Source organism: Bacteroides sp. D2, assembly GCF_025147085.1.
Classification (GTDB): domain Bacteria; phylum Bacteroidota; class Bacteroidia; order Bacteroidales; family Bacteroidaceae; genus Bacteroides.
This window is the reverse complement of record NZ_CP102261.1, coordinates 6,449,845-6,462,855: the sequence shown is the minus strand read 5'-3', so window position 1 is coordinate 6,462,855 and position 13,011 is coordinate 6,449,845. Positions and strand designations below refer to the sequence as shown.

Sequence of the window (13,011 nt, the reverse complement as noted above, 5' to 3'; positions counted from 1 at the left end):
AGCGATGAAATATACGAAGTGGATAACAGTCTTGTTTTGTCTTTTGGGCTTGGCGGCCTGTCGTCAGGATGCGCCTCGTTTCCGTATTGGGGTGGCCCAATGTAGCGATGACTCTTGGCGGCACAAGATGAATGATGAGATTCTTCGCGAAGCGATGTTTTATGATGGAGTATCGGTTGAAATCCGCTCGGCGGCGGATGATAACCGTAAGCAGGCGGAAGATGTTCATTATTTTATAGATAAAGGAGTTGATTTACTGATAATTTCCGCCAATGAAGCGGCTCCCATGACTCCAATTGTGGAGGAGGCCTATCAGAAAGGAATACCCGTCATTCTTGTAGACCGGAAGATACTTTCTGATAAATATACTGCCTATATCGGTGCCGATAATTATGAAATAGGTCGTGCGGTAGGAAATTATATCGCATCAAGTCTGAAAGGGAAAGGGAATGTAGTGGAGCTTACCGGACTGGGTGGTTCCACCCCTGCCATGGAACGCCATCAGGGATTTATGGCTGCTATCAGCAATTATCCGGATATCAAACTGATTGATAAAGCGGATGCTGCCTGGGAACGTGAACCGGCAGAAGTGGAAATGGATAGTATGCTTCGCCGTCATCCGAAGATTGATGCGGTATATGCACATAACGACCGTATCGCTCCGGGAGCCTATCAGGCTGCGAAGAAAGCCGGACGTGAAAAGGAAATGATTTTTGTTGGCATTGATGCCCTGCCCGGCAAAGGAAACGGGCTTGAATTGGTGCTTGACAATGTGCTGGATGCAACTTTTATTTATCCGACTAATGGGGACAAAGTGATGCAACTGGCCATGAATATTCTTGAGAAGAAGTCTTATCCTCGCGAAACGGTCATGAATACTGCCGTTGTAGACCGCACGAACGCGCACGTTATGCAACTTCAGACTACCCATATCTCGGAACTGGATCAGAAGATTGAAACATTGAACGGACGTATCGGTGGGTATCTGTCGCGTGTAGCTACACAACAGGTCGTGATGTATGGCGGCTTGGTTATTCTTTTATTAGTAGCGGGATTGTTATTGGTAGTTTATAAATCCCTCCGTTCCAAGAATCGCCTGAATAAAGAGTTGTCCGAACAGAAGAAACAAGTAGAGCAACAGCGCGATAAACTCGAAGAGCAACGGGATATTCTTGAAGAACAGCGTGACAAACTCGAAGAACAGCGGGATCAGCTTATCCAGCTTTCTCATCAACTGGAAGAAGCGACTCATGCCAAGCTGGTTTTCTTCACAAATATATCTCACGATTTTCGTACTCCACTGACATTAGTTGCCGACCCGGTAGAGCATTTACTGGCTGATTCGTCTTTGAGTGAAGATCAGCGCCGAATGTTATTGTTAGTTCAGCGAAACGTGAATATCCTCTTGCGTCTTGTCAATCAGATTCTGGATTTTCGTAAATACGAGAATGGAAAAATGGAATATACTCCTATTTCGTTAGACATTCTTTCTTCTTTTGAGGGATGGAACGAGTCTTTCATGGCAGCAGCCCGGAAGAAACATATTCATTTCTCATTCGATTATATGCCGGATACGGATTACCGCACATTGGCAGATGTAGAAAAGTTGGAACGCATCTATTTCAACCTCCTTTCCAACGCTTTCAAATTTACTCCGGAGAATGGAAAAGTAACTGTACGCTTGTCTTCCCTGACTAAAGACGATCATTGCTGGATTCGCTTTACTGTTGCCAATACCGGTTCAATGATTTCTGCGGAGCATATCCGGAATATTTTCGACCGTTTCTATAAGATAGATATGCACCATGCCGGTTCGGGTATTGGACTGGCATTGGTAAAGGCTTTTGTGGAATTGCATAAAGGTACCATCACGGTGGAAAGTGATGAAAAGCAAGGAACTATCTTTACCGTTGATTTGCCTGTACAGACTTGCGAGACTGTTGTTTCAGAAAACTCTCCGGCATTCTCTGTCCCTGCTACTTCTGTAACCTCCACCGATGCTGCAACCTCTGCCGTTGCTGGGGCTCCCGTAACTCCTGCAACTTCTGGTTATTCCGGTTCTTCGAGCTTGAATGATGCTTTAACTTACGAAGAAGAGGAATTGGAAAAAAGTTACGACTCTTCCAAACCTTGCGTTCTGATTATTGATGATAACGCTGATATTCGCTTATATGTGCATGGATTGCTTCATACTGATTATACTGTTATAGAAGCTGCAGACGGCTCGGAAGGTATTCGTAAAGCTATGAAATATGTCCCGGACTTGATTATCTCCGACGTAATGATGCCCGGAATAGATGGAATTGAATGTTGTCGTCGCTTGAAAAGCGAATTGCAAACGTGTCATATCCCTGTCATTCTGTTGACAGCCTGCTCTCTGGACGAACAACGGATTCAAGGATATGATGGTGGAGCAGACTCCTATATATCCAAACCTTTCAGTTCGCAATTACTGGTGGCACGTGTCCGCAACCTGATAGACTCACATCGTCGTCTGAAACAATTCTTTGGTGACGGGCAGACATTGGCCAAAGAAGATGTCTGTGATATGGACAAAGACTTTGTAGAGAAATTTAAGGCTTTGATTGAGGCTAAGATGGGAGACTCTAATCTGAATGTGGAAGACTTGGGCAAAGATATGGGATTAAGCCGTGTGCAACTCTATCGTAAAATCAAATCTCTGACTAATTATTCTCCGAATGAGTTACTCCGTATCGCCCGTTTGAAAAAAGCAGCTTCTCTGCTTGCTTCCTCGGATATGACAGTAGCGGAGATTGGTTATGAGGTTGGGTTCAGTTCTCCCTCTTATTTTACCAAATGCTATCGGGAACAGTTTGGAGAAAGTCCGACAGACTTGTTGAAGCGGAAAGGATAGCATTTATTTCTTTGATTGAGATATAGGAAATTAAGTGTATGTATTATGTTTTAGGAGTGAATAAATAAAGTCCAGGTGATGAAAGATTATAAAGTAGACAAGGCGAGCCTTTCCGCATCCTTTTGTCAAGAGGTATACCAGGTTGTCCGGGAAATTCCGGTAGGTAATGTTTCTACCTATGGAGGAATTGCCGCATTATTGGGAATGCCTCAATGTTCCCGTATGGTGGGGCGTGCTTTGAAGCAGATTCCGGATGATTTATCTGCACCCTGTCACCGGGTTGTCAATGCGTCGGGACGCCTTGTACCGGGTTGGGCAGAGCAAAAGCAGCTCTTGCTGGAAGAGGGAGTTTCTTTCAAGCAAAATGGATGTGTAGACCTGAAAAAGCATCTTTGGAATTACTCCACTTCTGAATAAAATTTGCATGTTTAATCTATTTTCCTTACCTTTGTGCCAACAATATGCAAGAACAGGCTGTTATTTATTTATGAAAATACTGTTTTCTACTGTTCATTGAGAGGATAATCTTATCAAATTCTATTCCTTTTAAACTACTCAGTCTGTTTTTTTAATCATTTAAAAAACTCATTGGATCGTCATGTTACCATGTAGCAGGACTGAACCATGCGGACATTCAACTTGTTTATGTAAATGAGAATGAGGAACGCAGCAGTTGAAAACAAAACAAATATTATAATCTAAACCAATATATTATATGAGTAAAATAGAAATAAAGGATTTGTACCTTATCTTTGGTCACGAGAAGCAGAAAGCACTCAAGATGCTGAAAAAAGATAAGAGTAAAGCGGAAATACTGAAAGATACCGGTTGTACGGTAGGAGTGAAAGATGCCAATCTTTCAATAAACGAAGGAGAGTTTTTTGTGATAATGGGGCTCTCGGGAAGTGGAAAATCGACATTACTGCGTTGTATCAATCGCCTGATACGTCCTACTGCCGGACAAGTACTTGTAAACGGAGTCGATATATCTAAAATATCCGAAAAAGAATTATTGCAGGTTCGTCGTAAAGAGTTGGCAATGGTTTTCCAGAATTTCGGTTTGTTGCCTCACCGTTCTGTGTTGAGTAATATTGCGTTCGGCCTTGAACTTCAGGGAGTGAAGAAAGAAGAGCGTGAAAAGAAAGCCATGGAAAGTATGAAGCTTGTCGGGCTGAAAGGATATGAGAATCAGATGGTAGGTGAACTTTCCGGTGGAATGCAACAGCGTGTCGGACTGGCACGTGCTCTGGCCAATAATCCCGAAGTACTTTTAATGGATGAGGCTTTCTCTGCGCTCGATCCTCTGATTCGCGTACAGATGCAGGATGAACTATTGGCCTTGCAATCAAAGATGAAAAAGACGATTGTCTTTATTACTCACGATTTGAGTGAAGCGATTAAGCTAGGTGACCGTATTGCGATTATGAAAGACGGAGAAGTGGTGCAGGTAGGTACTTCGGAGGAAATCCTGACTGAACCGGCTAACGATTATGTAGCCCGTTTTGTTGAAAACGTGGACAGGAGTAAAATTATTACCGCCTCTTCTTTAATGATTGACAAACCGTTGGTAGCCCGTCTGAAGAAAGAAGGTCCCGAAGTTTTGATTCGTAAGATGCGTGCGAAGAATATAACTGTATTGCCTGTAATAGATGCCGACGATAAACTGGTCGGAGAAGTACATTTGAACGATTTGCTTAAACTGCGTAGCAAACAGGAAAAATCCATTGAAGCGGTTGTGCGTAAAGAAGTACATTCAGTGTTGTGTGATACAGTGCTCGAGGATATACTTCCTTTAATGACAAAGAGTAATTCACCGGTATGGGTGATAGATGAAACACACGAGTTTTTGGGAACAATTCCACTTTCATCCTTAATCATAGAAGTGACCGGGAAAGATAAAGAAGAAATAAATGAAATAATTCAAAACGCAATAGACTTATGATAAATATAGGACAATATATAGAAATCGCCATCAATTGGATGATGGTACATTTTTCCACATTCTTTGATGCCGTGAATGCAGGCATCGGTAGTTTCATTACAGGTTTCCAACACATTCTTTTCGGAATTCCATTTTACTTGACGATCTTGGCGCTTGCCGCAATCGCATGGGTAAAGGCAGGGCGGGGTATTTCCATTTTTACCGTATTAGGATTATTACTGATTTATGGAATGGGATTTTGGGAGGCAACCATGCAAACTCTGGCTCTCGTTTTATCATCCACCTGTCTGGCTCTGATTTTTGGAGTACCTTTAGGAATATGGACAGCAAACAGTCCACGTGCAGATAAAATACTTCGTCCTATTCTCGATTTGATGCAGACAATGCCAGCCTTTGTCTATCTGATTCCTGCTGTTCTGTTCTTCGGATTGGGAACAGTGCCCGGAGTTTTTGCGACAATCATATTTGCCATGCCTCCTGTGGTCCGCCTTACCGGGTTGGGAATCCGGCAGGTTCCTAAAAATGTAGTGGAAGCTTCCCGCTCGTTCGGGGCTACCCGTTGGCAGTTACTGTATAAAGTACAGCTTCCTTTGGCACTGCCCACCATCCTGACCGGTGTAAACCAGACAATAATGATGTCACTTTCTATGGTTGTAATCGCTGCCATGATTGCTGCCGGTGGTCTGGGAGAAATTGTATTGAAAGGTATTACCCAGATGAAAATCGGACTTGGATTTGAAGGGGGTATAGCAGTTGTTATTTTGGCTATCATTTTAGACCGTATCACACAAGGAATGGCAGGACGAAAAAATAAGAACTAAAACGGAAAGGAATAAAAATGCATGTGAGAATATATAAAATAGTAGGAATAGTACTGTCGGCTATGCTTTTGCTAGCTTCCTGTGCTCATTCAGACTTAGAGAAAAAGAAAATAAAAATAGCCTATGCCAATTGGCTGGAAGGTATTGCCATGAGTCATTTGGCGAAGGTGGTATTGGAAGAACATGGATATGAGGTTGAACTGCAAAATGCGGATCTTGCTCCTATTTTTGTATCCATGGCTAGGAAAAAGTCGGATGTCTTTCTGGATGCCTGGCTGCCGATAACGATGAAAGATTATATGGACCAATATGGGGATAGCATCGAATTCCTGGGTGAAGTATATGAAGAAGCTCGCATCGGGCTGGTCGTACCTGAATATGTTACGATTCAGTCTATCAGTGAACTCGCAGATCACAAGGACCGTTTCTCTTCCGAAATAGTGGGAATTGATGCCGGGGCAGGAATTATGAAGACTACGGATAAGGCCATTACTGCTTATGGGCTTGACGGATATGCCCTCATGACTTCAAGTAGTTCAACGATGTTGGCATCTTTGAAAAAAGCGATGGATAAAGGAGAATGGGTTGTCATTACAGGTTGGACACCACATTGGATGTTCGATCAGTTTGACTTGAAATTCCTGGATGATCCGAAGAAAGTATATGGAGATCTAGAAGAAATACATGCCATTGCCTGGAAAGGTTTCAGTGAAAAAGACCCGTTTGCCGCTGAGTTTTTTGGTAATATCAAATTAACGACAGAAGAACTTAGCTCTTTTATGACAGCTATGAAGGATGCCCGGATGGATGAAGAAGAAATAGCCCGTAAATGGAGGGATGAACACCGGCAACTGGTTGATAGCTGGATTCCTAAGTCAGCAAATAAATAACTTGAATAGGATTGAAATAAGAATGTTTTTTATCTCAATTTACAAATTATAAGTAAGGCTGCCTCATCTTCTATTTTGAGGCAGCCTTATTTATAAATAGGATTCTTTGAATTTTATTTCATTTGAAAGATGTATTCGCTGTTTTGGTTCTTGTACCATTCATTTGCATTCATATCACCTTCTACCCATTTGGCAAAGTTGGGATATGCATCAAGGAAATTACTCTTTTCATAAGCATGTCCGATAATGCTCGGTACATTGATTCCCCAAACAAGATTAGTACCGGCTTGTTTGTAGTAGTTAGTATTACCATAATCTTTTCCGCTGGCAAATGCTGGACCATATCCTAGCATATGAATTTCTTTTGTGCGGTTTTTGTCAGCCAGGAATATATCGAACTTATCTGCATAAATAAATGCAATATCTGCCTTTCCTTCCTCGAATGTAAGAGTGATATCAAATTTATCTCCAGGAATATACTGACTTCCTTTTTCTGTATTGAGGAATTCCTGACCTTTTTTGTTTTCAGCACCATTAAATGCCAATACTATTTTACCTGTATTGTCATCATTGACCTTACCATCAGCAAATCTATCGACATTAAGATTAGACATTCCTTTTTTGTTAACCTCCATTGATTTCACAGTTGAATTCTCAAAAGATTGAATTCTTAAATGTGGAATATAGCTGTAACTGGCTCCGATAGCGTGAATAGCCATATAGAATTGAATGCTTTTAATAAATGTTGTTCCCGGATAAGTCTGAATTTCTACCATATAAGAGGCTACGAAATCATTAAAATCATAATCACCGATTTGAGGATAATTATCTTCAAACATTACTGTTCCCCAACTTCCGTTTGGATAGAAGATTGTGGTACCATGATCTTCAAAATCTTCTCCAGCTCTTGTAGCTGCTCTGGTAGTACGACTAGTAGATAGACTACATCCAAATGAACCGTCTTCATTCAATGTTACAGGGTAAACCTGACTTTCGCCGTCAACCTTTAAATATAGCTTTTGGCTGTTTTTGATAACTGATAAAGGTAATTGGAGGTTGTTGCCAGGGATAACAGAAGTATGAGTGAGTATCACTTTACATGCTTCATCTTGATAGATGGATACATTGACAGGCTGATCTGCATCTACCTTACATGCAGCATTCCGTGTTGTCAACCAGTCGAAATCATCTCCAATCTTTAGGTTTTCGATTTTAACCTCTGTCTTATCTTGACTGGGGTCATACAAGTTCTTCTCACATGAAGTTAATCCGGCGGCAACCGCGATAACTGCTACAATGGCTGTTTTTAGTTTCATATTTTAGAGCGTTTGTTTTATTCTGCTGCAAAGGTCGTGAATCTAGTTAATATTTACAAGTAAATTTGAATCTATTTTCATCCGATTAATAGTTAAAATGCTCATATCTCATTAGAAAATAGAATTTTAACTATATACGAAGAATCAAGTGGAAAGTTGTATATGTTTAATAGGGCTCATAAACAAGGAAATAAAAAAAGCGGTAACCCGTATGGATTACCGCTTTATATTATAGGGTATAATTACTATTATTCAGCACCCCAGTTTTCTCTAGCCAAACGTTTGTAGCTGTTGTAACGCCATTTTGCGTTTTCTTCAGCAGCTTTGAACAGTTCTTCAGCTTCAGTAGGATATTGTTTCATTACAGAAGCGTAACGAACTTCACCCTTCAAGAAACCTTGGAATTCTTCCCAGTTCGGTTCTTTGCTGTCCAATTGGAATGGGTTCTTACCCTCTTCTTCCAAAGCAGGGTTGTAACGCCACAAGTGCCAGTAACCACACTTAACAGCCTTTTCTTCTTCTTCCTGGCTCTTACCCATACCTGCTTTCAGACCGTGGTTGATACACGGAGCGTAAGCGATAATCAAAGATGGTCCAGGATATGCTTCAGCTTCACGGATAGCTTTCAGAGTTTGAGCTTGGTCAGCACCCATAGCGATCTGTGCAACATATACATAACCGTAAGTAGTAGCCATCAGACCGAGGTCTTTCTTACGTACGCGCTTACCAGCAGCAGCGAACTTAGCAATAGCACCTACCGGAGTAGCCTTAGAAGACTGACCACCTGTGTTAGAGTAAACTTCAGTATCCAGAACAAGGATGTTAACGTCCTTACCGGAAGCGATTACATGGTCAAGACCACCGTAACCGATATCATAAGAAGCACCGTCACCACCAATGATCCACTGGCTGCGTTTTACAAGATATTGAGTCAGACCTTTCAGCTCTTTGCTAACAGGACATCCGGCAGCGATACCTTGTTCGATAATAGCTTCGATTTGAGGAGCCAATTCTTTTGTCTTGTCAGCATCATGCATGTTTTCAATCCATGCCTTCAATACTTCTTTAGCTTCAGCAGGAGCGTTGTCACCTTCCAAAATCTGGTTGAATAACTTCACGATACGAGCACGCATCTTTTCGTTAGCCAATTCCATACCCAGACCGAATTCACAGAAGTCTTCGAACAGTGAGTTAGCCCAAGCAGGACCATGACCGTTTTCGTTTGTAGTATACGGAGTAGAAGGAACTGAACCAGAGTAGATAGAAGAACATCCGGTAGCGTTAGCAACCATTTCACGGTCACCGAACAATTGAGAAATCAATTTCACATACGGAGTTTCACCACAACCAGAGCAAGCACCAGAGAACTCAAACAACGGAGTAGCGAACTGTGAGTTCTTCACGTTAGACTTGATATCAACAAGATGTTGTTTAGTCTTCACGTTTTCAGCACAGTAAGTCCAGTTGTCAGCTTCAGCCAATTGGCTTTCGAGGTGTTTCATTGTCAATGCTTTGCCACCTTTCTTCGGATTACCCGGACAGATGTCAGCACAGTTACCGCAACCCAGACAGTCGAGAACATCAACCTGGATACGGAATGTCATACCGTCGAATACTTTACCTACTGCTTTCAGTTGTTCGAACTTAGCACCCTTCTGCTCTTCAGCATCGAGTACGAACGGACGGATAGAAGCGTGAGGACAAACGTATGCACACTTGTTACACTGGATACAGTTTTCTGGATTCCATTCAGGAACGAATGCGGCTACACCACGTTTTTCGTATTTAGAAGTACCTTGATACCAAGTACCGTCTTCGATACCCTTGAATGCAGATACAGGCAACAAGTCACCATCTTGTGCATTGATCGGACGAACTACTTCGTTGATGAATGCAGGATCGTTGTTTTCAGCTTTTGCATCATCCGGCAGGTTAGCCCAAGCAGGATCAACAGCTAAAGTCTTGTATTCACCACCACGGTCAACGGCAGCATAGTTCTTGTTTACAACGTCTTCACCCTTCTTGCCGTAAGACTTAACGATGAATTTCTTCATCTGTTCAACAGCTTGTTCTACAGGAATAACGCCTGTGATACGGAAGAATGCAGATTGAAGGATAGTGTTGGTACGGTTACCCAAACCAATTTCCATGGCAATCTGAGTTGCGTTGATATAGTATACAGAAATGTTGTTCTGTGCAAAGTACTTCTTAACCTTGTTAGGTAGATTCTTAGCCAGTTCTTCACCTTCCCAGATAGTGTTCAGCAAGAAAGAACCGTTCTTACGCAAACCACGAGTTACATCGTACATGTGCAGGTAAGCCTGAACGTGGCAAGCTACGAAGTTTGGAGTATTAACCAAATAAGTGGAACGGATCGGAGTATCACCGAAACGCAAGTGAGAACAAGTGAAACCACCAGATTTCTTAGAGTCGTAAGAGAAGTAAGCCTGGCAGTGTTTGTCGGTGTTGTCACCGATAATCTTCACAGAGTTCTTGTTAGCACCTACAGTACCGTCAGCACCCAAACCGTAGAATTTAGCTTCGAACATACCTTCACCGCCCAAAGCGATTTCTTCTCTCTGAGGAAGAGAAGTGAAAGTAACGTCGTCTACGATACCGATAGTGAAGTGGTTCTTCGGCATTGGCATAGCCAAGTTTTCGAATACAGAAATGATTTGAGCAGGAGTAGTGTCCTTAGAACCCAAACCGTAGCGACCGCCAACGATAACCGGAGCGTTTTCTGCGCCGTAGAAGCAGTCTTTAACGTCAAGATAAAGAGGTTCACCGTTAGCACCCGGTTCTTTAGTACGGTCAAGAACTGCGATAGTCTTGGCAGTCTTAGGTACAGCAGCCAGGAAGTGTTTAGCAGAGAACGGACGATACAAGTGTACGGCAACCATACCTACTTTTTCACCGTTTGCTACCAAGTGGTCGATAGCTTCACGGGCAGCTTCTGTTACAGAACCCATAGCGATAATTACGCGTTCTGCATCTTCTGCACCATAGTAATCGAACAAACCGTATTTACGACCTGTAATCTTAGAAATTTCATTCATGTATTCTTCTACAATAGCAGGAACTGCTTCATAGTAGTTGTTGCATGATTCACGATGTTGGAAGAAATGGTCAGGATTTTCAGCCATACCACGAGCAACCGGATTCATCGGATTCAGTGCGCGGGCACGGAATTCAGCCAAAGCTTCCTGGTCGATCAGCGGAGCAAGATCATCATTTTCCAACATTTCAATCTTCTGGATTTCGTGAGATGTACGGAAACCATCGAAGAAGTTCATGAACGGAACGCGAGATTTGATGGTAGCCAAGTGAGCAACACCAGCCAAATCCATAACTTCCTGTACAGAGCCTTCAGCCAACATCGCAAAGCCAGTCTGACGAGCTGACATTACGTCTTGGTGGTCACCGAAGATACACAATGCGTGAGAAGCCAATGTACGAGCAGATACATGGAATACGCAAGGCAAGAACTCACCGGCAATTTTGTACATATTAGGGATCATCAGGAGAAGACCCTGAGAAGCAGTGTAAGTAGTAGTCAACGCACCAGCCTGAAGAGAACCGTGAACTGCACCGGCAGCACCACCTTCAGATTGCATTTCCTGTACCAATACTGTTTCGCCGAAGATGTTCTTACGTCCTGCGGCAGCCCATTCGTCTACGTACTCAGCCATAGTCGAAGAAGGAGTGATGGGGTAGATAGCTGCTACTTCAGAGAACATATACGAGATATGCGCTGCAGCCTGATTACCATCACAAGTGATGAATTTCTTCTGTTTAGTCATAACTAAATTAAATATTTAAGTAAATAAATCTTTTAATATAAAAAGCCGAACATCCAGAGAGGTATCTGGTTGCCCCGACCTATTTCAGCCTTATGCAACGCGTACGTCACATTCGGATTGTTCTTGATCTTTGCTCCTTCCTGGCAAATTTTGAACGGCATTACTTCATCCACCATAAAAGAGACGTTTTTATCTCCTTTATGTACCTTATGGTCTTTCCATAAAGAATTTGCAAAGAATGTGTCGAGTACATCCTGCTCCTCCACTTTCACGGGATAGATGGAATACATCAGGTTGGAGTTGTGCATCATTATCTTGGAAGGTTTTTTAGGAAATTCTTCTCCTTCCGGATAAACCAGATTAATGAGTCGCGCATCTGCCAGATACTTGATATAGTTCATCACCGTAGCGCGAGATGTCTGTATGTCGCTTGCCAGTTGACTCACATTGGGAGCCTTCGGTCCGTCGACAGCGAGCAAATATAGTAATTTTTTTATCTTTGAAAGATATTTCAGTTCAATTTGTTTGATGAGCAGGATATCTACTTCCACCATCATGTTCATCGTTTTCAGCAAATTCTCCGAAAAGTTACGCTTCTCGAGGAAGAATGGATAGAACCCATGATGCAGGTAATCCTGGAAGTAATCCAGCGGACGAACTTTAGAGAGTACTCCTTTGGCAATCTGTTCGTGAGTGCTAAGAATTTCTTCGAGGCTGTATGCCCTGAATTTCATGCCTGTCTGTAAGTTCAGGTATTCGCGGAAAGAAAATCCGCGCAGGTTATAGCTTTTTGCAATATCACGCAATTCAAGATTTTCCTCTTTCAGTCGCATTACGGATGAGCCGGTAAAGACAATCTTCAAATTAGGAAAACGGTCGTAACACATGCGCAACTCTCTGCTCCATTCCGGGTGTTTGAACACTTGGTCGATCAACAATACTTTTCCACCACGTTTCTGGAATTCGTTAGCAAAGTCTACAATGCTGTGGCCAGAGAAGTAGAAGTTGTTCATGTTGATGAACAGGCAGGAGCGGTCGTTCCCAAATTTTTCTTTGGCGTATTGGAGAAGGAAAGTGGTTTTTCCTACGCCACGTGTCCCTTTGATACCAATCAGGCGGTCGCTCCAATCGATCTCGTCCATAAGATCGCGGCGAACGGGGGCATTGGTGTGCTCAACGAGGTAGGCGTGTGTGCGATAGAATGATTCCATTTCAGTTCTTTGTTTTTCGGGTGGCAAATATACTGCTTTTTTTAGGATTTGCAAAGTAGAGATGGCAAAATTGTGAGTTTAATTAGAACTTTCTGTTTATTGTAGCCATTCCTGACTATTTCCTGTATATATTTGCAGAATAAAGTTTTGAATTCG

General features: G+C 42.4%; 8 protein-coding genes. 5 read left to right on the top strand and 3 right to left on the bottom strand.

The genetic code is table 11. The features are described from left to right. Nucleotides 1-4 precede the first annotated feature (4 nt). From NQ505_RS24480 to NQ505_RS24460, 5 genes are all read left to right on the top strand, one after another. The gene (locus tag NQ505_RS24480; RefSeq protein ID WP_317135443.1) at nt 5-2,875 is read left to right on the top strand and encodes a substrate-binding domain-containing protein; all 2,871 of its coding nucleotides are present in this window, start codon (nt 5-7) and stop codon (nt 2,873-2,875) included. Between the two features lie 78 nt (nt 2,876-2,953). Beyond that, entirely contained in the window at nt 2,954-3,292 is a 339-nt protein-coding gene (locus tag NQ505_RS24475; protein ID WP_008999774.1) for an MGMT family protein, read from the top strand. A gap of 298 nt (nt 3,293-3,590) precedes the next feature. Further along, nucleotides 3,591-4,817: a glycine betaine/L-proline ABC transporter ATP-binding protein gene (locus NQ505_RS24470; protein ID WP_008651874.1), complete on the top strand. Its 1,227-nt coding sequence runs from the start codon at nt 3,591-3,593 to the stop codon at nt 4,815-4,817. Next, nucleotides 4,814-5,638 carry an ABC transporter permease gene (locus NQ505_RS24465; RefSeq protein ID WP_008999775.1) on the top strand — a complete coding sequence of 275 codons (825 nt, stop codon included), beginning with the start codon at nt 4,814-4,816 and terminating at the stop codon, nt 5,636-5,638. The genes NQ505_RS24470 and NQ505_RS24465 overlap by 4 nt, the downstream gene beginning before the upstream one ends. Before the next feature lie 23 nt (nt 5,639-5,661). After that, nucleotides 5,662-6,528 (top strand): glycine betaine ABC transporter substrate-binding protein, encoded by an 867-nt coding sequence (locus NQ505_RS24460; RefSeq protein ID WP_032853707.1) that lies wholly within the window; start codon nt 5,662-5,664, stop codon nt 6,526-6,528. A 113-nt stretch (nt 6,529-6,641) separates the two neighbouring features. On the opposite strand, the gene NQ505_RS24455 is transcribed toward NQ505_RS24460, so the two are convergent. The 3 genes from NQ505_RS24455 to NQ505_RS24445 form a co-directional block, all read right to left on the bottom strand. Then, the gene (locus NQ505_RS24455; RefSeq protein WP_008999777.1) at nt 6,642-7,844 is read right to left on the bottom strand and encodes an LruC domain-containing protein; all 1,203 of its coding nucleotides are present in this window, start codon (nt 7,842-7,844) and stop codon (nt 6,642-6,644) included. Nucleotides 7,845-8,092: 248 nt separating this feature from the next. Beyond that, nucleotides 8,093-11,644, bottom strand: a complete 3,552-nt coding sequence (gene nifJ, locus NQ505_RS24450; RefSeq protein ID WP_008999778.1) for a pyruvate:ferredoxin (flavodoxin) oxidoreductase — start codon at nt 11,642-11,644, stop codon at nt 8,093-8,095. A 32-nt stretch (nt 11,645-11,676) separates the two neighbouring features. Then, the gene (locus NQ505_RS24445) at nt 11,677-12,855 is read right to left on the bottom strand and encodes an ATP-binding protein (RefSeq protein WP_008999779.1); all 1,179 of its coding nucleotides are present in this window, start codon (nt 12,853-12,855) and stop codon (nt 11,677-11,679) included. Between the last annotated feature and the right edge of the window lie 156 nt (nt 12,856-13,011).